The sequence below is a fragment of the Crocosphaera sp. genome (genome assembly GCF_030064895.1).
In the GTDB taxonomy this organism is placed as follows: domain Bacteria; phylum Cyanobacteriota; class Cyanobacteriia; order Cyanobacteriales; family Microcystaceae; genus Crocosphaera.
Genome location: NZ_JASJEB010000011.1, coordinates 55711 through 74869, shown reverse-complemented (window position 1 = coordinate 74869; position 19159 = coordinate 55711). Strand labels below are relative to the sequence as shown.

Sequence of the window (19159 nt, the reverse complement as noted above, 5' to 3'; positions counted from 1 at the left end):
TGACGTGTAACGTTATCCGTCAAATGTTGAGCAATGAGATGTGTTACTCCAAAATCTCTTTAAGCTGGATCAATAAAGCTTCCAGTTGAGTCTTTTTATCTTCATCCTGCCAAGCATCGGATTGAATTTTGGTGATAGCTTTAAATTCTCTATACAAATCTTTTGATTTACTAACCCTTGTCACTGTTTGTGTTTCTTCCAAAATTTCTTGAATCTTTTCCTTAATTTGGCTCAAGGTTAATTTTTCAGTTATGACTGACTCCATCAAATTTCTGTGGTCAATCTCACTCTCCAATTTAGCGATCGCCTGACGTGTAACGTTATCCGTCAAATGTTGAGCAATGAGATGTGTTACTCCAAAATCTCTTTAAGCTGGATCAACAAAGCTTCCAGTTGAGCCTTTTTATCTTCATCTTGCCAAGCATCGGATTGAATTTTGGTGATAGCCTTAAACTGTGCATATAAATCTTTTGAGCGACTAACCCTTGTCACTGTTTGTGTTTCTTCCAAAATTTCTTGAATCTTTTCCTTAATTTGGCTCAAGGTGAATTTTTCCGTGATGACTAACTCCATCAAATTTCTGCGATCAATCTCACTCTCAAGTTTAGCGATCGCCTTAGCTTTGGTATAGTCTAATCTACCTTGCCTCAACACTTGTAAGACATCATCAGGCAAATTTAATAAGGGTAGACGATTGGTGCGAAAACTCTCCCGATTAGATCGCCCTATCTTAATGAACAGTTCATCAATAATTTGTATCTGACGTGTAACGTTATCCGTCAAATCTTGATTGCGTCTTTGAGCATTGGCCGCCTTGTTTAAAAGTTGAATTACCTCTTGATTAGAAGCAATATCTAAATTTTGACGAATCAACTCCAGCATCCCTTCTGTTTCATCAATAGCGTTAAGGTCATCCCGTTGCATATTTTCTAGCAAAGCTAACTCAAACGCTTGTTGCTCATCGATATCTTTAACAATCACAGGAATTTGTGTTTTTCCTGCATTTTTCGCTGCACGATAACGACGTTCCCCTGCTACCAACTCATAAAGGCGATCGTTAAGGGGTCGAACAATCAAGGGTTCTAAGATGCCATATTCTTCTATAGATGCTTTTAATTCCTCTAACTTTTCTCGGTTAAAAGAGCGTCGGGGTTGCCTATGTGGGAGTTGAATTTGTTCAATATCGAGCCATTGACCAATCGGTGCAATATTTGGGTTATCAATGCTTTGGGAGGATGCTCGTTTTCGAGATTGAGCCATAAAATTAACTAATATAGAGATTAATGATTAATTTTAATTTTAAACGATTTTCTGTAATGCCTTAGATTAATCTTTGCTATATTAGTAGTAGGGATATAAAATCCCCAATACATTTTCCAACCCAATCGGAGGCGGTTAGCACAATAGCCTGGTAGCTTGGTTAACCTTACCCTAGATTGGGTTTTGTCGTTCAAAAAGATTCAAAATATAGCTTTTTCGGACTCATGAGGTACACCTAACTCCTGTTCCCCTCCTGGCTCCCCTCCTGGGAGGGGCGGGGGTGGGTAGGGTTAGGGGTGGGTTGCCTCCTGCCTCCTGCCTCAAAGGGATAACCTCTGTACCTCACAAGTATGAGAAAAAAGTTAAGCAACTAACGACCTAAAGTTAATTCTTCTTTTTTCCCTAGAATACCTTGGGGTCTCCAAACCATTAAAATCATCAAAATTAAACCAATAACCATGACTCTAAAATACCCTAATTGACTAGGACTTAAAATTTGTAGTTGAGGTAAAACAAAACGAGTTAAAGAGTCATAAGCCCAAAAAATAACCGCCCCTAAAAGAGTTCCTGCATTGCTTCCTGAACCACCCAAAACGACAATAATCCAAGTATTAAAAGTAATCAAAGGCTCAAACTTATCGGGGAAAATAGTAGTTAATTGCCAAGCAAAGAAAGCCCCAGAAATTCCTGCGATCGCACCTCCTAACATAAATGATTGTAACTTATATAAAAGAATATTTTTACCCAATGCTCTAGGCACTTCTTCGTCTTCTCGAATGGCTTTAAGAATCCGTCCCCAAGGAGAATGAACCAAAAATTCTAACCCAGCATAAATAATGGCTAAAACTGATAAAACTAAGACCATTAATCCTGCTTTATAAGTATAAAACCAAAGAGCAGTTGTCCCTGTAATATACACTAATAAAATTAAAGCAGTGGCAATAATTCCCCAAATAATTAAACTAAAAGGTTTTCTCGGTTGATAACTTTTTCCTTGTATTTCTTTATTTTGTTTCCATTGAAAAGCTAAACTTTTATAGAGTGTCCATTCTGCATAAACAGCCAACAATGTTAACACGAGAATTAATGATAATTTGATGGGAAAATTTGCCTCTATATTCAAAGGTAAAGGGTATTGTCTTAACCCTAATGCCCCATTAGTTAACCATTCTTCATTTAAGGCTACTAAACGAACTAATTCTGAGACACCGATAGTAACAATAGCCAGATAATCTTCTCGAAGACGTAGGGTAGAAAGTCCAATTAATAACCCTAAAATAGCTGCTAAAATAGCCCCTGCTAAAACAGCGATGATGAAGGGAAACCCTTTTATAGTTAATAAGACGCTAGTATAAGCCCCCAATGTCATAAAACCTACCACACCAAAATTAATTAGTCCAGTAAACCCCCATTGTAAGTTTAATCCCAGGGCAAAAATACCGTATACTGCTGCTGAGGTGGTGATATAGATGATGTAACCGCTAATGCCAATGAGTTGCTCTAATAAGGCGTTATCCATAAATAAAAAAGTGAAGATTAATGGCAATGAAATTATACAGTAATCAAGGAAAATTTCCTAGTAACCTTCCCATAAGAAAATCTCAGTCATTTTGATTAATAACTGAGACTTAAAGTTATTCAAAACAGTTTATAAATTAGCTAAAATACCAATTAATAGTAGGTTTAACTTCTGTAATCATTAAGTTTAATTGTATTAAATTGAAGTTTTTAAGATAATAATCCACTTATTTATGAAGTTTAGCCACTAACATAAGTAATTTTTTTCATTTTAGGAAGAAATCAAGTATAATGATATGATAGATATTACTGATAATATTCGCTCAAAATTGTTAGATTTTTGTCAGGAGGAAATTTTTGAAAACGACTCGCTATTTTGAAGAACAAGTCTTAGTTAAAAGACCTTATCTTAAGCGAGAATGGTGTGAGCAAGCAATTCAAAATCCCATCAGAAAAATATTTGAACCTAATGGAAGAATTCGCCATTGGTGCTATATTAAAGAGTTGGGAAAATATCTACGAGTGGTTACTTTAGAAGATGGAGAAACCATCCATAATGCCTTTCCAGACCGAAATTTCAAGGTGTAATTATGAAGTTTAACTATTATCCTGAAACCGATTCCCTTTATATTAGTTTATCTCCTAAAACTAGCGTTGATTCTCAAGAAATTGTCCCGAATATTGTCTTAGATTTTGATGAAGAAGGTCAGTTAGTTGGTATTGATATTGATCAGGCCAGTTTAACAGTTGATCTCACTCGTTTAGAAGCCCAATCTTTACCTATTCAAGCAGTTACTTTGCTATAATTAATAAAATATAAAAATATCACTGATGTCCTAATATTTTATCCCGAAGATGTTTAATTTTATCCCTATATTTTGCTGCTTCTTCAAACTCTAAATTTTTGGCAGCTTCTTGCATTTGTTGTTCTAATTGTTCGATTAATTGGGGAACTTTATCTAAGGGTAAATCATCTGCTTGTGTGTAAACTTCTTCTAACTCTTGAGAATTTAAACGACGAGAAATATCTAAGAAGGATAAAATAGCATTACTTGACCTTTTAATAATCGGTTTGGGTGTGATATTATGCCGTTTATTATAAGCGATTTGAATGTTTCTTCTTCTTTCTGTTTCTTCCATTGCTTTGATCATACTATCGGTTAAATTATCCCCGTATAATATAGCTTGTCCATTAACATGACGTGCTGCCCTACCAATGGTTTGAATTAAGGATTTTTCCGCCCTTAAAAATCCTTCTTTATCAGCGTCTAAAATAGCTACTAAAGAGACTTCTGGTAAGTCTAATCCTTCCCGTAATAAGTTAACACCGATTAATACATCAAATTCACCATTTCTTAACCCTTGTAAAATTTCTATACGTTCAATGGATTTAATTTCAGAATGTAGATATTGTACTTTTACGTCTCTTTCTTGAAAATATTCGGTTAAATCTTCTGCCATTCGTTTTGTTAATGTTGTAATTAATACTCTCTCTTGGAGTTTAACTCTTTGTTTTATTTCTCCTAATAAATCATCAACTTGTCCTTCAGTTGGACGGACAAAAATTTCTGGATCTAATACTCCTGTTGGACGGATTATTTGTTCAATAATTTTATCTTCTGATTGTTCTATTTCCCAGTTTCCAGGAGTAGCAGAAACAAAGATACATTGATTTACTTTATGCCAAAATTCTTCTGATTTTAACGGGCGATTATCCGCCGCACTTGGTAAGCGAAAACCGTGATCAATTAATACTTTTTTCCTCGCTTGATCGCCGTTATACATTCCCCTAATTTGAGGAACAGTAACATGGGATTCATCAACAATTAATAACCAATCTTTAGGGAAATAATCCACTAAACATTCTGGGGGTGATCCTGCTTTTCTTCCAGCTAAATGACGGGAATAATTTTCTACACCGTTACAATAACCAACCTCTCTTAAGAGGTCTAAATCATAACGAGTTCTTTGATCTATTCTTTGTGCTTCTAATAGCTTACCCGCTTTTTCTAAACATTCTACTTGTTGTTTTAATTCAATATCTATGGCTTCACAAGCAAATTCTAATTGTTCTTCTGGGGTTACAAAATGTCGTGCAGGATAAATATTGATATTTTTTAAACTATTTAAAATATCTCCGCTAACAGGATCTAAATAACGAATAGCATCAATTTCATCTCCGAAAAACTCCACTCTGATTACTCTATCTTCATAAGCTGGAACTATTTCTAACACATCTCCTTTGACTCTAAATCTTCCTCTTTGTAACTCCAGATCATTACGAGAATATTGAATAGTAACTAAGTCCCTTAATAGTTGTCTTTGATCCACTTCTTTTCCTACTACCAAAGGCACAGAAGCTTTTAAATATTCAGCAGGCATTCCTAACCCATAAATACAACTAATAGAAGCAACAACAATCACATCTTGTCTCTCAAATAATGACCTTGTTGCTGAGTGCCTCAACATATCAATTTCATCATTAATAGAAGCAGTTTTTTCTATATAAGTATCACTAACGGGTATATAAGCTTCCGGTTGATAATAATCGTAATAACTGATAAAATATTCCACAGCATTATTAGGGAAAAATTGTCTTAGTTCGTTACATAATTGCGCTGCTAAAGTCTTATTATGTGCCAAAACTAAAGTAGGTTTTCCTATGTTTTCAATCACCGCAGCAACGGAAAAAGTTTTTCCCGTTCCGGTTGCCCCTAATAGGGTTTGAAAACGGTTTCCTGCTTCGATAGATTTTGTTAACTTTTTAATGGCAGAGGGTTGATCACCTGTAGGTTTAAATGGTGCTTTTAGTTGAAAAATAGAAGAAGTAATCATCAAAAATAATTTTTAGTCTTAATATTAAGAAGCAATTAATTTATTTTTTATTTTCTCAAAATAAGTAAAAACGCATCTTTAATGCGTTTTTAGTAACAAAAGAATATGAATAAATTTGTGTAAATGTTATTAAGTCATTTACGCTTTCTTTTTACCTTGAGTTAACTTGCGCTTCACAGTTGTTCCCATTGCAATTGTACCGATTACCCCTAACATCGCCAGAGGAGAAGATTCAGGAACTGGCGGAATATCCTCATCTAAACTGATTGTAAATGCTCCCCCATCCCCACTAAGATTAGCAGGGTTAGAAATTAAATTAATCGTCAAAGTGGTAAAAGTTCCATTAAGCTGTACTGAACCATAAGCTGAACGGTTTCCTGTGGTTGGGGGAGCAACACTTGGTGCAACTGCTGCTAGGGTATTAGGGTTAGCATCAACAATCCAGGGGTTAGTAGTATCCAAGGCTAAACCGTCACCGTTACCACCGTTACCACTTAATAGGGTTAAATCACCAAGGGTTAAACCACTAGGAGTGAAATCATAAACCATCCTATCGAGATTGGTAACATGAAAGATGGGGTTAGTTACAACTTCACTAAACTCAATTTCTAGAATTGCTGCTTCGGTTGTGGGGGATTTGCCATAGCCAACTTGGTCAGTAAGAAGTTCAAATGGGGTATAGATATTGGGATAACTATATTGAGGAGAACTATTATAGCAGTCGCCAAAGCTATTAGGACATTTTTCTGTTCCCTGTTCCCTGTTCCCTGTTCCCTTAAAATATAATTTATGTGTCCTAACTAGCCTGTCTATTGCTATATCAATAACAGAATCAGCAAAAGTTGATCCGATTGCCCTGATGTTATAGGCAGAACTCCCCCCAGATAATAAGCTTCCAGTAACATCCACACCTCCTAAAGTCCCAGTGAAGGAACCAGTACCAGAAGTACCTGGACTCACAGTATCGAGATCAAGAAAGGTAGCAGCAGAAGCACTCAAGGGAGTCGCTAATACTACTGCACTGATGATTGTTGTGATTTTTAATGTTGAAATTGGGAAATTCATTTTTTAGTCTTATTAGTATTTATGCTCAACAGAATAACACAAGTTTCTTTTTTAGGTGGAGGTTTAGGTAAAACCGAATTTTATAGGATATTTTTTCTGGTAAAGCATTATAATAATTTAATTCCTTAATAACAAATAATAAAGTTGTCCATTATTACTAATTAAACCGGCTCTATCTCCTGCTTCTTGACCCGTTCCCATAAAAATATCGACTCTTCCTGCTCCTTTTATGGCACTACCTGTATCTTGATCTAAAACATAACGACTCACCAATTTTGTTTCCATTTCTCCTGTTTTACTAACATAAGGAATGGGGGTTTTAATTAATGCTAAAGCACCAGGAGGCATAAGGGATTTATCCGTAGCAATAGAACGTTCTGCGGTAACAGGAACACTTAAATTTCCTTGTGGTGGTTGCCCCCCAGTTTCACGGAAGAAAATAAAGCGATTATTACGAGGTAAATAGTTACTTAATTCTTGGGGATTTTTATTTAAAAATTCCATTAATCTTGGCAATGTTAAATCGTCTAAAGAAAAAATTCCATCGTTAACTACTTCCTTCCCAATACTCACATAAGGATAATCCGTACTGCTATCATAACCCACTGTTATGGTCTCTCCATTGGTCAATTTTATGCGAGCAGAACCCTGTACATGAACTAAATAAGCTTCCAAGCGATCGCGCATCCAAATTAACTCATTACCCCTAATAATACTGTTCTTACCTAACCCATCTTTTCCTTCTAATTCTAATCTTGTTGGGTGGGGTTTTTTCCAGTTTGCAAAGTTTTGTGGTTCCAAATATAAAGGATAACGATACTCAGAAGTCCGTTGACGACTGCCAGTATAAACAGGTTCAAAATACCCTGTAAAATGCACAGTTCCCTGATTATCATGACCTACAGATTGATAAACAATAAATTCTTTTTCCACTGCTTGTTGAAACTCTTGGGGGGTTTTCGCAGTTTTCAATAATTGTTTAAATCTAATTAAAGAACGACGCACCCGATCGCGGGTAATACCAGAAACAGGATAATTATTATAAACCTCCGCAGCTTTAGGAGTATCTAAATAACGTAAACTATGATTAATAGCCCGAATTAATGACCATTTATCCCCTGGTTCCCCAGAAGTTCCCCAAAGTTTTGCATCTTCTCCCCAAACTGAGTTAATTTCTGTGGGTTTAACCTGATTTAATGGCATAGTTTCTGCCATAATGATTTGAGGAGGGAAAAGAATTAATCCCAGTCCCATAGATATCGTTGCGATCGCTTGTCTCATATTCGTTCCACACTACCAAAAAAGACGGGTTCAACCCGAATGGCCATAATACTAGACGGACGAACCACCATATATTCTCCCTGAATATTTTTGATGGGAACATTAATAAACTGTTCAGAATCAAAGTTAGGGACAATTTCGCCACTGTACCATTTTTGGAAGTCCTGAATTTGAGAAAAACGTACTTCTTCCCGGTGGCCACTGGAAAGAAACAAGAATACGGCGTATTCATCGGGTTTTCTAGGCATATTTAACGCTCCAAATAATTTTTGTCTTTCCTATTATCCGTGACTAAGGAACTAATTTAAAGCGTTGCAATAAAGCTTCCATAACTTGGGGTAAGGTTTGAGATAAGTCCTCCCCGGTTTTAAATTCTAATTGCTGATGAGACGGTAGATCAAACGGCCATTGTCCAGAAACGTCCGTTCGCTGCTGATGTAACAATAATATTTGTCCCCCTCGTTTACTTTGCAAAGCATACCCCAGTTCAGTACAAATATAAGGACTGGGAATTAAACGGGAGGTTTCTTCTTGTTTGATCTGAGTAATGGCAGTCCCATCCACCACTAATAAAAGACTTTTGCGTAGTTTTCTCAGTTGACTATCACTGAGTCGCAAGGGACTGTCTTGGGGACGGGAAGCAACCTCTAGGTTTAAGAAATAACGCGATCGCTGATTATACTTATTAATTGTTTCTTCGAGAACAGTGGTAATAATCTTGCTAGACTGAGGATACTCTGTTTGTCCACTAAAAAAAATGATCGGTTCTAGGGTTGCGGCAATATCTTGCTTACTCAAGTACAATTCTTGGGAAACAAGATCCAGGTTAGCGATGGTGTAACCGCCACTGCCTTCTATATAAAATTCTACGGGTTCCCCTTCCAAATAGTTCTGAAACCATTCAGACTGTTGAATGACCTCTTTATCGTCCAAAAAATCGGCTCTCAGGGCAGATTTTAACAAACTATTACGGTTTAAGCGTAAGTCAGGAGTCCGTTTAATCACCTCCCGTAACGGTTCATATTGCCCTAAATACCACGCTTTCAGGGGAATAATGGCCATAGCTGTTGCTCTCAAAAATTAGGTAACTATAGGCATAGTACACTATTTTGAGAATTTTTGGGTACATTAGTATTAGTTATTAACAATATTGACTAATATCTTCTCCCCATTCTTCAGCCAGATAACAAAGGGCGCGGAAGCGTAAGGCCATTAAATCATCGTATAAGGGGTTAAGTTTGCACAAAGGGGGAATACTAACTAATAGATGACCAAAAAACTTAATTTTCCTTTCAAAAGGACATTGAGCAGGAATTAGACGACAAAGACGATGGGCAAAGGTGCGATCGGTAATTTCCTGATTTTCCAGGTAATTTCTTAAGATTTGTAATATTTTTGTGCCTGGAAATTTTAACCATTTAGAAAAAGAAATAGACTCGGAAGAACCACAGACTAAGATGAACTTCTTAATGGTATAATCTGTTACATTCATGATAGTATTCCTTATTACATTAATAAGGTAACAGTTTTGATAAGAGAATAGGATTTGTCAAAAATGACACAATAGTTTCAAAGTTTTCGTTAAATAACGCTAGTAACATCATAGACAAAAGTTTGTCCTAATGGTTAATTTTTTTTGATTGATTTTTTTCTATCTTAATCACAATTGTGATTGACAACTAATAATAGTTACTAGCTTTATTAACCCAACATTGCTATCATAACCAACTTAACAAGGGATTATTTGGAAAAAAAGTTGAAGAATGATCACAACCCCTTGTTTGTATTGTTCCCATTCTCAACACTGAAATTATCAGGAATTTTCAGGAAGTTAGAACAATAGGGATTTGCAGTTTCCCTAAAAGATTCTGAGTTAGTTGTGGAGAATTCATTATTAACTTTTGATATGCAGTTTTTCCGTATATTCAACTAGAGTAAAACTATAAAAAGTCTGAAAAAGAATCCCACGAAGACAAAGACGTGGGATTATCTTTATTAATTATTATTCATCGGAATCTTTAGCCGAAGAACGACGACGACGACGACGAACAACTGGTTTAACATCATCTTCGTCAGAAGTTTCAGTGATGTCGTTATTAATGTCATTGTCATCATTATTGTTTGTTTCTGTAGCTTGTTCTATTGTGGGAGATTCTGTGGGGCTATTATTTTTTGTTCCTGTTAAATCAATCACCATTTGCTTTTGACTAGGGGCTGTTGTTTCTGTTTCTGTTTCTGTTTCTATTTCTTCATTCTTTTGAGGCATTTTTGTAATCTTTTTTCTTTCCAAACCCTCTGGTGATTTGACAGAAACCAAAACAGATTTGGGATCTTTAAATTCCTGGTCAACACGAACCAAGGGAGAAATTCCCATCAAGGCATAAACATCTTGTTCTACGGGGGTCATTTCCACAGAAACCCGTTCTACAGGAACCTCCTCGCGGCGCAAATGTCTGGGAACTCTTTCTCTACGATTTTCGTTACTAGATTCGTTGTTCTCTTCGGTCTCTTTTACTGCCACATTATTAACGGGTTTACTGGGGCTGGGTGTCTCTTCTTTATTGACTAAATTCGGGGTTTGTGTGATGGGGCGACGACGACGACGACGGTTATTGGCGTTATTATTCTGCTCCTGATAACTGGGATGATGTAACAATTCTAGTTGATCGGAATTATCGGTATCTTCATCTTCAAAGGGTGAGTCAAAACCGCTATTATTCGCTTCTGAGGTTTTTTCTACTGGTTTCGTGGTGGAGGCCGGTATAGGAACAGGAAGAGGGTTCGCAGAAACTGATTCCAGGGCTACTAATTTGGATTCTCCGGGAAGATGGGCTAAATGACCTAACCCACCGCACTGGGGACAGGTTTCCCCAAACAATTCATAAACGTTTTTCCCCTGGCGTTTACGGGTTAATTCTACTAATCCCAGTTCTGAGAGTTGGGCTATTTGAGGTCTAGCTTTATCGACTTTTAGAGCTTGGTTGAAATGTTCTAGTAATTTAAGTTGGTCCCGTCGGGAGTCCATATCGATGAAATCGACAATAATCACCCCTCCAATGTTTCTCAATCTTAACTGACGGGCGATTTCGGTGGCTGCTTCGCTATTGGTCCAGAGGACGGTTTCTCGTGAGGTGGCGGAACGAGTAAAGGAACCTGAGTTAACATCGATGACCGTTAAAGCTTCGGTTGGTTCGATGATGATATATCCCCCAGAAGGTAAATCAACTCTCGGTTTTAGGGCTTCTCTGAGCGCGGCATTGACCCGGAAATAGTCTAAAACGGACATTGACTCCTGATGGTGGTCAATCAAGACTCCTTCGGGGGGTCTTCCCCCACTCCAGTTCATAAGATGATGTTTGACTCGTTTGACACCGTTGGCGTTATCTACCACAATGCGGTTAACATCGGCGCTGTACATATCCCGTAACACCCGTTGAATAAAGTCATCATCACGGTTTAACAGGGAAGGGGCGCGGGTTGAGGTAGCTTGAACTTGAATTGACTCCCATTGTCTTTGTAAAAATTCTAAGTCCTCCATAATGGCTTCTTCGGCTTTGCCTTCGGCTTCGGTACGGACTAAGATTCCCATGCCGGCTGGTTTAATGAGAATGGCTAAGGCCCTCAAGCGACTCCGTTCGTCATCGTTACGGATACGTCTAGAAAGGTTAACTCCTTTGCCGTGGGGCATTAATACTAGGTAACGTCCAGGAAGACTAATGTTGCCGGTTAATCTTGGTCCTTTGTTACCGGTGGGTTCTTTCATAACCTGAACGAGAACTTTTTGTTGGGGGGTTAAAAGTTCGGTAATGGCACCGGCACTGCGTTTGAGGCGTAACGGACCTAAATCGGTGACATGGATAAAGCCGTTTCGTTCGGCATCTCCAATGTTAACAAAGGCTGCGTCAATTCCTGGGATGACGTTTTCTACTACTCCTAAGAAAATGTCGCTAACCTGTTGGTTTCCGGTAGCAACTACTAATTCTTGTATTTGATCTTCCCAAAAGACGGCAGCTATGTGGTGTTGTTCTGCGATAATGATTTGTTTTGGCATTCAATTCCCTCAAACTTTTGTAAGAGACGATGGCAGGTTATAATTCCTGAATTTTTGGCTTAAATTCCTTGAAAAACTGTTTAGGACTAAACATTTTGACAGATCAAGTCAAGCAAAAACAGTGGTGAACTCGACTCATTCTTATCCTTAACCTAATGTCAGTTGGCTAATGGTACTGACTTATCCCATAGGGAGACGTTCCTTGGTGTTTTCGGGTGTCTCTACCCGTTTAACAACAAGAGGGTTTATTCAATATTTTGGAAAATCCTTAAGAATAAACTTGCGCTTCGTTGACATTATATATTAAGACGCTGTCTAGGTGGACAGTTATGAGTTCGTGACTTTGATAAAGACGTTAGTGTTTTATCGGCGTTTCTGATTTTAGCTAATTAATCCTGCTGGATTAACTTTCAAGGGTTGCGCTTTGCAAGTGTCTCCCTAACAATTTAGGGAAGTATGGTTGCCTAGATTTTTTAGGCTCTCAGCACAACTATTTATTATTTTAACCCGAATATAACCTAAACGCTAGACCTTTGATTATTTAGGTTGAGTGAGTTTGAGGAGTATGGGGGTGTGGGAAGTTTGGGAAGTTCAGTAATGTTAATGTTTAATCTATGATCAATCTGCTTTATTTGTGGTAGTAAGTAAACATTTGTACAGTTTTTTCTGAAATTCTCTTTCTTAGATGAAAATTTTGCATTTTCTTAAAGTTATCATTGCATGATTGTATTGACAAATATTATTAATGATTGCTAAATTAGTACTAAAATTGTTTTTTTATTAACTTTTATTGAGGAGTGAAGAATGCTCAGGTTAAGATTAAGCGAACTCAAACAGAGGTATACTTTAGGGAAAAGAAAGTTTGCTGATATTGACCTGAGTTGTTTAGATTTGAGTGGATTAAATCTAGAAGATATTGATTTTTTAGGGGTTAATTTACAAGGAGCAAATTTACAAGGAACTAATCTAGAAAGAGCTATTTTTAAAGATGTTAACCTTGCTGATTGTAATCTCTATCGTACCAATTTTTATCGAGCTAAGCTTAACAATTCTAATATAATCAATGCTAACTTAAAAGAAGCAAATTTTCATGGTACTTTAATAGAGAATAGTGACTTTGATAACGCTTGTTTAGAAAGAACTGATTTGAGTGAGGCTTATTTACGCAATGTTTCTGTTAAAGGCACTCGGATGAATAAGACTGATTTAACAGATAGTCACCTAATTGATGTTAATTTGAGCGAAGCTTATATCAGTGATATCTATTACAGCAAACTCACCAAATTATGCAACTGTTTTCAAGCTGAATCTATTTCCGAAGATTTCTTTGATAGCATAGAGTTCATGATGAGTTAATAATAATTTTCATAAAACAAAGAATTAATGATTAATATTTGCTTGACGTAAAGATTTAATTGTTTCAATAATTTTTTGACCTACAACATCAATTTCTTGGCTAGTTGTAAATCTACCTAAGCCAAATCTTAAGGAACTATAAGCTAGTTTATCAGAGTGACCTAGTGCTTTGAGAACATGAGAGGGTTTTGTTGTGGTTGAGGTACAAGCTGAACCGGAAGAAAGAGCAACAGTACTTTGTAAAGCTAATAATAAGGCTGCTCCATCTACTCCTTCTATACTAACATTAAGATTACCTGGTAGTCGTTGTGTGGGATGTCCATTAAGATGTATTCCTTCTAAGCTTAAAAGTTGTTTTTGTAATCTATTTCTTAGTTCACTTTGACGCTTATTTTCCGTTTCTAGTTCCTCTAATGCTAATTCAATAGCTTTGCCAAATCCGACTATTTGGGGTGTATATAATGTTCCTGATCTAATCTCTTTTTCTTGTCCTCCACCGTGTAATTGTGGGGCAATATGTACTCTTGGATCTCGACGACGAATATATAATGCACCGATACCTTTTGGACCATAAATTTTATGGGCAGTTAATGATAGTAAATGGATGTTCATTTCTTTGACATCTAAAGGTATTTTACCTATCGCTTGTGCTGCATCGCTATGAAATAAAACATCATTTTTTTGACAAATTTCTCCTATTTCTTTTAATGGTTGTAACACACCTATTTCATTATTAGCTGCCATTACTGATATTAAAATTGTTTCAGGACGAATACTTTTTTCTAATAATTCTAAATCAACTATGCCATCTTTTTGAACAGGTAAATAGGTAATTTTAAAGCCTAATTTTTCTAAATATTTACAGGGGTCTAATACGGCCCTATGTTCGCTTTCAACAGTAATTATATGTTGTCCTTGACTAAAATAAGCTTCGGCAACTCCTTTTATTGCTAAGTTATTTGCTTCCGTTGCACCACTGGTAAAAAATATTTCCTCGGGACTACAATTAATTGCATTAGCTATAGTTTCTCTCGCTTTTTTAACTGCTGCTTCTGCTTCCCAACCATAGAGATGATTAATACTAGAAGGGTTGCCAAAATGTTCAGTAAAATAGGGTAACATTGCTTCTAATACCCGTTTATCTATTGGGGTTGTGGCATGATTATCTAAATAAATAGGACGTTGAGACATAGGATTAATTTTAGGTTGATGATTGTTATTGAATATAGAAACAGTAACACAGCTTTCCAGGCTGTAACAAGCAAGATAGTTATATTCAAGATAGTTATATTATAATGAATAGCAAATACAATCTCTTTAATAGGGTGTGAGGGTTGCCAATAGAAATACAATGGTTAAAAGCTGTAATTTTATGTCAGTTGCTTTCTAATATTTTCAGCCTATTTATGTATTTCGTTATGATAATAAATACAAAATAATTTATATTCAAGCTGCAATATCTGAAAGTATAGCTATTATCATTAATACTGATGGATGATGGGAGTTTGTGTAATGTATAATTTAAAAGAAATGACTGTTACTGAATTAAAAAAATATGCCTTATTTCATTTCATCCAACAGATGATGAAGCTGTAATAAGTCCAAAATTTATAGTAGCTAAACTCACACTTTGCATTGCCCTCAAAACAGCCTTTAAATTGATTTAAAGGCTAACAAATATTGTTGTTCAATTAATTGAAATAAAATACCTATCATTTCTACGTTCTCTGTTGGGAAACCATAAAGATTAATTAATCACATTTATTAAATTCGCCCATATCTTCTAGAAGAGAACACCAAATCGGTATATCAACAACATAGGCACTGCTATTATTGAACATAGGATCCTCAACTGCTTGATTAGCTTGTTCTTCACTTCGAAATTCCATAAGAAGATTATACCGATTTCTCCGCCTATATATATTTATATCAATGACATTATTAGGTCTATTACGAATTTGACGCCTTTCGTATTGTGCAGATGAAAGACTTCTGTGTGAATCAAAAACAATTCCCCATTGAGCCCGAGCTAATGGCGAAATACCCACAAGAATTAATACAGCAAGAATTAAAGTTTTCATGATTTTGGTCCTAATCAACTGTTCGTATTCATTACACCCCTACTATAACTCTTGAAAAAATCTCTTTCAATCCCACTTATAATAAATTTTAGATAATGAGAAATGTAATTAAATAGAAAAAAGTAGTATTAAACGTATGTTTTATAAACCGCCTCCATCTTCAAACTCATAGTTTTGAAAGATCAGCTAAAATGCTTATCTGACAAGGTTTTCCCTTTTTTAGGATTCTGAAGAAAAACTCTAGTTCCCAAGATGGACGCGGTTTAAATCCTCTGCTGTTTGAATTCTAGTCATTTTATTCATGATCGTCTCATCTCGTTTAACGTTTTCTGGCAATTCAGTTTGGCAAGGATGTATGACTATTTCCTGAACTTTGGTTTCATTTTCCTTGGTCTTCACTTCCTTGGTTGTCACCAAACCTAATTTTTTACAAGTGTCTTGATCTGTATTCGGCGTGGTGTATAGAGCTCCACTTATATTAGCTTCACTGAGATCAACTCCTCTTAGATCAGCTCCACTTAGATTAGCATTAGTTAGATTAACTTGACTTAGCTTACTTTTACCTAGATCAGCCTTCGTTAGATCAGCTCCCATCATATCAACGTTGTTTAGCTCAGTTTTAACTAGAATAGCTCTACTTAGATTAGCATTAGTTAGAATAACATTAGATAGCTTAATCCCAGTGAGGTCAGTTTCAGATATATCAGCCCAACTCATATCAGCATTATCTAAAATTACCTGCTTATCTTTATTCGCAATCTCAACTAGCTCAGTCTGACTTAGATTAGCGTATTTTAAATCAGCACCATTTAGATTAGCCTGAAGTAGATTAGTACTAGATAGATTAGCGTATTTTAAATCAGCTTTTATTGTGAACCACCACTTTTTATGTTCACCTAATTTAATTTTTGAGAGATCGACACCAGCTACATCCAAATAAGCAAGCGATACTTCATCTTGATATAAATCTTGTATTGCGTTTCTTCTTCCTGCACCGGCCGTTTTGAATTCTTGTCCATTTGTATTACCTGGATTTTTTTCTGTTTGAGCAGTATTAATTATATTCCATGCTTGATAATGTTTTTGTTGTTTGCGTTCTTCACAACCCGTAAACCAAAATAGTAGACCGATTATAATAGAAAATTCACCTATTCGTTCTAGAACGTCAATAAGGGCAGCGTTTCTGAAAAAATTTGCTAAAAATTCTAAATTTTTCTCAAATGGCTGTTCTTCCCACCATCTTTCGATTTTTTTTATGACATTTTTTTCTAATTGTTTTTCTGCTTTAAGTAAACAATATAATTTTTCTTGTCGCTTTAGATAATTATCAGCTTTACTAGGAGGTGAGTTATCTTTTTCTAATTCTTCATAAGCCAGCTTTTCTATCCTATAAAAATATTCTTCAGCTTGTTTTCGATACTCTTGACTTTCATCACTTTCATTCAATTGATAATTTTGTTCTTCTGTTATTTCCAGAACTTTTTTGTCATTTTCAACAAAACATTTAAATTGTTTAGCACGAAACTCAATAATCTTCTTAAATCCTTCGTTAAAGTCATCATACCAATCATAAACGGATTTTTTAGCGAATTTAATTTCTTTTTTCCAAATCTCTTGGTATTTTTCATAAAGTTTTTTTTCTCGCTCAATATGATTATTCATAATTACTAGAACCATTATTTTTAAAAATGTTTTACAGATTCTAACACATTTTTTTGAAAATTAAGGTTTTTGTGATTAATCTAAAATTGCTAGGATGAGCAAAGTTTTCTGGATCATAAGAGTTAACATAACTTTATATTTTGCCCACCCTACGATTTTTCTATCTTACAAATTAACGGATAAAAATGACAAAGGATTACTCATATTTTCAGAAAATCCAAGTATTCCTTGATCTCGATATTCATATAATAACTCTCCATTTTCATCAAATAAAAATGTTGCTCCTCTTTGGGTTAAATAAGCAGCATTAGGAACATAAGTTTTCCAGTTACTCAATACTTCTGTCATATTCCGTAATCTCAAAGTTGCTAACTCAAAAGGACGCTGAAATTTTTCACCCCCTGCTACGTTAAAAAATGAACCCTTTAAGGGTGGCAAAAGATTTGTATCAACCACCTCTTCATTATCAATTAATTGAGGTGCTTTTTTATCCCCAGTATATCCCCTCAAAACTTCTTTTAACGTTCCTTTACTACCAATACCTGCACACATTAACATTAAATTTACCCAAGCATTTTGACTCTGATTAAGTGCTGGAATATTCCAGGTTAACCCTTCATATAAACCTAATTTTTCATGAATAGTTGCATCAGGATCAACAAATAAGTTTTCTTGAGGAAAATTAGTATAGTCACAAAACTTTAACCCTGAGTCGCGATCGCCTATTCCAATAGCTTTAACTGTGACATTATTAACGATAATTTCTGAATAGTTTTTATTCAACCACCAAGCATATTCTAGGGTATCAAAATCACCTAATTGTGACCAAAGTAAGACCAATAAACGAGAATCTAATTTACAATCATTAAAAAAAGGAATTGTCTTACCATCACTTACTCGTAACACTTTAGTTTCTTTCAAAGAATCAAAAATTTTCATCATTGTTTACACCAAGATAAGAAAGTAATACAATTTTCATCAACTTAGACTACAGAAATTTATATTGTAGGAGTCAACAACTATTGAACCCTAGGAAAAATTTTATAATTATGCTAAGAAGAAAAAACAGTAAATCAATGTTTATTATCTTAAAGTATTAAACTTAAAATTAATCAAAAATTTTCTCAGGAATGTCACAAAATTATGTCAACATACACTACAGTGACATCAATAAACCAAAAAACCTAATCAATGTTAGCCAAAAGAATCTTACCCTGTTTAGATGTTAATGCAGGCCGTGTTGTTAAAGGAATCAACTTTGTTGACCTGCAAGACGCAGGAGACCCCGTAGAACTAGCAAAAGTATATAATGATGCAGGAGCCGATGAATTAGTATTTCTCGATATCACCGCAACCCACGAACAACGAGACACCATCATTGATGTGGTTTATCGGACCGCAGAAGTAGTATTTATCCCCTTGACAGTAGGGGGAGGGATCTCAACCTTAGAACAAATTAAACTTTTGTTAAGAGCAGGTGCAGATAAAGTGAGCGTAAACTCATCTGCTGTCAGAGATCCTAACTTTATTAATCAGGCTAGTGATCGCTTTGGTAAACAGTGTATTGTGGTGGCAATTGATGCTAAACGCCGTCAAGACCAGAATAACCCCGGTTGGGATGTATATGTTCGGGGAGGACGCGAAAATACAGGCATTGATGCCGTAAAATGGGCTTTAGAAATGGATAAAAGAGGTGCAGGAGAAATTTTGCTCACCAGTATGGACGGTGATGGAACCCAGGCCGGTTACGATTTAGAGTTAACCCGTACTATTGCTGAAAAGGTAGAAATTCCGGTTATTGCCTCCGGAGGAGCAGGAAAATGTCAGCATATCTACGAAGCATTAACAGAAGGCAAAGCAGAAGCAGCTTTACTCGCTTCTTTGCTCCATTACGGGCAATTAACCATTGCTGAGGTCAAAAATTATCTCAAAAATCGGCAAATTCCCGTCCGTAGTAGTCCTGATCACATCTTTAGAAAACCTTAATTTTTTAGGATTTGTGATTGTTACCTCAGAAATCTGTATTAAAATAGAAATGAAAATTAACATT

At 35.8% G+C, this 19159-nt stretch carries 18 protein-coding genes; 4 read left to right on the top strand and 14 right to left on the bottom strand.

Features of this window, described 5'->3' with window-relative positions:
- Nucleotides 1-43: 43 nt before the first annotated feature.
- The 3 genes from QNJ66_RS05170 to QNJ66_RS05160 all read right to left on the bottom strand — a co-directional run bounded on the left by QNJ66_RS05170 (nucleotide 44) and on the right by QNJ66_RS05160 (nucleotide 2779).
- Nucleotides 44-265, bottom strand: coding sequence for a hypothetical protein (locus tag QNJ66_RS05170; RefSeq protein ID WP_300503682.1), 222 nt, complete (start codon nucleotides 263-265; stop codon nucleotides 44-46).
- Between the two features lie 86 nt (nucleotides 266-351).
- Nucleotides 352-1260 carry a ParB/RepB/Spo0J family partition protein gene (locus QNJ66_RS05165; protein ID WP_300503680.1) on the bottom strand — a complete coding sequence of 303 codons (909 nt, stop codon included), beginning with the start codon at nucleotides 1258-1260 and terminating at the stop codon, nucleotides 352-354.
- 370 nt (nucleotides 1261-1630) lie between these two features.
- The gene (locus QNJ66_RS05160) at nucleotides 1631-2779 is read right to left on the bottom strand and encodes a branched-chain amino acid ABC transporter permease (RefSeq protein ID WP_300503678.1); all 1149 of its coding nucleotides are present in this window, start codon (nucleotides 2777-2779) and stop codon (nucleotides 1631-1633) included.
- A gap of 356 nt (nucleotides 2780-3135) precedes the next feature.
- Here QNJ66_RS05160 and QNJ66_RS05155 point away from each other — a divergent pair, with 356 nt between their 5' ends.
- Entirely contained in the window at nucleotides 3136-3366 is a 231-nt protein-coding gene (locus QNJ66_RS05155) for a hypothetical protein (protein WP_300503676.1), read from the top strand.
- Between the two features lie 2 nt (nucleotides 3367-3368).
- A complete protein-coding gene (locus tag QNJ66_RS05150; RefSeq protein WP_300503674.1) occupies nucleotides 3369-3584 on the top strand; it encodes a DUF2283 domain-containing protein in 216 nt (71 codons plus the stop codon).
- 19 nt (nucleotides 3585-3603) lie between these two features.
- On the opposite strand, the gene uvrB is transcribed toward QNJ66_RS05150, so the two are convergent.
- The 7 genes from uvrB to QNJ66_RS05115 form a co-directional block, all read right to left on the bottom strand.
- On the bottom strand, nucleotides 3604-5613 hold the full coding sequence (uvrB, locus tag QNJ66_RS05145; protein WP_300503672.1) for an excinuclease ABC subunit UvrB: 2010 nt from the start codon (nucleotides 5611-5613) through the stop codon (nucleotides 3604-3606).
- Between the two features lie 138 nt (nucleotides 5614-5751).
- A complete protein-coding gene (locus tag QNJ66_RS05140) occupies nucleotides 5752-6678 on the bottom strand; it encodes a PEP-CTERM sorting domain-containing protein (RefSeq protein ID WP_300503670.1) in 927 nt (308 codons plus the stop codon).
- 117 nt (nucleotides 6679-6795) lie between these two features.
- Entirely contained in the window at nucleotides 6796-7959 is a 1164-nt protein-coding gene (locus QNJ66_RS05135) for a murein transglycosylase A (RefSeq protein ID WP_300503668.1), read from the bottom strand.
- On the bottom strand, nucleotides 7956-8207 hold the full coding sequence (locus QNJ66_RS05130; protein WP_300503666.1) for a hypothetical protein: 252 nt from the start codon (nucleotides 8205-8207) through the stop codon (nucleotides 7956-7958). The genes QNJ66_RS05135 and QNJ66_RS05130 overlap by 4 nt, the downstream gene beginning before the upstream one ends.
- A 43-nt stretch (nucleotides 8208-8250) precedes the next feature.
- Nucleotides 8251-9021, bottom strand: a complete 771-nt coding sequence (locus tag QNJ66_RS05125; protein ID WP_300503664.1) for a hypothetical protein — start codon at nucleotides 9019-9021, stop codon at nucleotides 8251-8253.
- Nucleotides 9022-9100: 79 nt separating this feature from the next.
- Nucleotides 9101-9451 (bottom strand): Mo-dependent nitrogenase C-terminal domain-containing protein, encoded by a 351-nt coding sequence (locus QNJ66_RS05120; RefSeq protein WP_300503662.1) that lies wholly within the window; start codon nucleotides 9449-9451, stop codon nucleotides 9101-9103.
- 510 nt (nucleotides 9452-9961) lie between these two features.
- Nucleotides 9962-12010 (bottom strand): Rne/Rng family ribonuclease, encoded by a 2049-nt coding sequence (locus QNJ66_RS05115; RefSeq protein ID WP_300503660.1) that lies wholly within the window; start codon nucleotides 12008-12010, stop codon nucleotides 9962-9964.
- An 804-nt stretch (nucleotides 12011-12814) separates the two neighbouring features.
- Between QNJ66_RS05115 and QNJ66_RS05110 the strand changes: the two genes are divergently transcribed.
- Entirely contained in the window at nucleotides 12815-13366 is a 552-nt protein-coding gene (locus tag QNJ66_RS05110) for a pentapeptide repeat-containing protein (protein ID WP_300503658.1), read from the top strand.
- 24 nt (nucleotides 13367-13390) lie between these two features.
- Here the strand turns inward: QNJ66_RS05110 and QNJ66_RS05105 are convergent, their stop codons facing one another.
- From QNJ66_RS05105 to QNJ66_RS05090, 4 genes are all read right to left on the bottom strand, one after another.
- Nucleotides 13391-14557, bottom strand: a complete 1167-nt coding sequence (locus QNJ66_RS05105) for an IscS subfamily cysteine desulfurase (protein ID WP_300503656.1) — start codon at nucleotides 14555-14557, stop codon at nucleotides 13391-13393.
- Between the two features lie 560 nt (nucleotides 14558-15117).
- Nucleotides 15118-15447, bottom strand: a complete 330-nt coding sequence (locus QNJ66_RS05100; RefSeq protein WP_300503654.1) for a hypothetical protein — start codon at nucleotides 15445-15447, stop codon at nucleotides 15118-15120.
- Between the two features lie 240 nt (nucleotides 15448-15687).
- Nucleotides 15688-17109 (bottom strand): pentapeptide repeat-containing protein, encoded by a 1422-nt coding sequence (locus QNJ66_RS05095; RefSeq protein ID WP_300503652.1) that lies wholly within the window; start codon nucleotides 17107-17109, stop codon nucleotides 15688-15690.
- Between the two features lie 165 nt (nucleotides 17110-17274).
- A complete protein-coding gene (locus QNJ66_RS05090) occupies nucleotides 17275-18048 on the bottom strand; it encodes a peroxiredoxin-like family protein (protein ID WP_300503685.1) in 774 nt (257 codons plus the stop codon).
- A gap of 252 nt (nucleotides 18049-18300) precedes the next feature.
- Between QNJ66_RS05090 and hisF the strand changes: the two genes are divergently transcribed.
- Complete coding sequence (gene hisF / locus QNJ66_RS05085; RefSeq protein ID WP_300503650.1) at nucleotides 18301-19095, top strand: imidazole glycerol phosphate synthase subunit HisF; 795 nt, start codon at nucleotides 18301-18303, stop codon at nucleotides 19093-19095.
- Nucleotides 19096-19159: the final 64 nt, after the last annotated feature.

What these genes read in the sequence shown, in the direction of transcription:
- QNJ66_RS05105 (WP_300503656.1), bottom strand. Translation starts at nt 14,557, where the DNA reads ATGTCTCAACGTCCTATTTATTTAGATAATCATGCCACAACCCCAATA.
- QNJ66_RS05165 (WP_300503680.1), bottom strand. Translation starts at nt 1,260, where the DNA reads ATGGCTCAATCTCGAAAACGAGCATCCTCCCAAAGCATTGATAACCCA.
- QNJ66_RS05160 (WP_300503678.1), bottom strand. Translation starts at nt 2,779, where the DNA reads ATGGATAACGCCTTATTAGAGCAACTCATTGGCATTAGCGGTTACATC.
- QNJ66_RS05110 (WP_300503658.1), top strand. Translation starts at nt 12,815, where the DNA reads ATGCTCAGGTTAAGATTAAGCGAACTCAAACAGAGGTATACTTTAGGG.
- QNJ66_RS05135 (WP_300503668.1), bottom strand. Translation starts at nt 7,959, where the DNA reads ATGAGACAAGCGATCGCAACGATATCTATGGGACTGGGATTAATTCTT.
- QNJ66_RS05100 (WP_300503654.1), bottom strand. Translation starts at nt 15,447, where the DNA reads ATGAAAACTTTAATTCTTGCTGTATTAATTCTTGTGGGTATTTCGCCA.
- hisF (WP_300503650.1), top strand. Translation starts at nt 18,301, where the DNA reads ATGTTAGCCAAAAGAATCTTACCCTGTTTAGATGTTAATGCAGGCCGT.
- QNJ66_RS05130 (WP_300503666.1), bottom strand. Translation starts at nt 8,207, where the DNA reads ATGCCTAGAAAACCCGATGAATACGCCGTATTCTTGTTTCTTTCCAGT.
- QNJ66_RS05125 (WP_300503664.1), bottom strand. Translation starts at nt 9,021, where the DNA reads ATGGCCATTATTCCCCTGAAAGCGTGGTATTTAGGGCAATATGAACCG.
- QNJ66_RS05170 (WP_300503682.1), bottom strand. Translation starts at nt 265, where the DNA reads ATGGAGTCAGTCATAACTGAAAAATTAACCTTGAGCCAAATTAAGGAA.
- QNJ66_RS05140 (WP_300503670.1), bottom strand. Translation starts at nt 6,678, where the DNA reads ATGAATTTCCCAATTTCAACATTAAAAATCACAACAATCATCAGTGCA.
- QNJ66_RS05090 (WP_300503685.1), bottom strand. Translation starts at nt 18,048, where the DNA reads ATGAAAATTTTTGATTCTTTGAAAGAAACTAAAGTGTTACGAGTAAGT.
- QNJ66_RS05115 (WP_300503660.1), bottom strand. Translation starts at nt 12,010, where the DNA reads ATGCCAAAACAAATCATTATCGCAGAACAACACCACATAGCTGCCGTC.
- QNJ66_RS05120 (WP_300503662.1), bottom strand. Translation starts at nt 9,451, where the DNA reads ATGAATGTAACAGATTATACCATTAAGAAGTTCATCTTAGTCTGTGGT.
- uvrB (WP_300503672.1), bottom strand. Translation starts at nt 5,613, where the DNA reads ATGATTACTTCTTCTATTTTTCAACTAAAAGCACCATTTAAACCTACA.
- QNJ66_RS05095 (WP_300503652.1), bottom strand. Translation starts at nt 17,109, where the DNA reads ATGAATAATCATATTGAGCGAGAAAAAAAACTTTATGAAAAATACCAA.
- QNJ66_RS05150 (WP_300503674.1), top strand. Translation starts at nt 3,369, where the DNA reads ATGAAGTTTAACTATTATCCTGAAACCGATTCCCTTTATATTAGTTTA.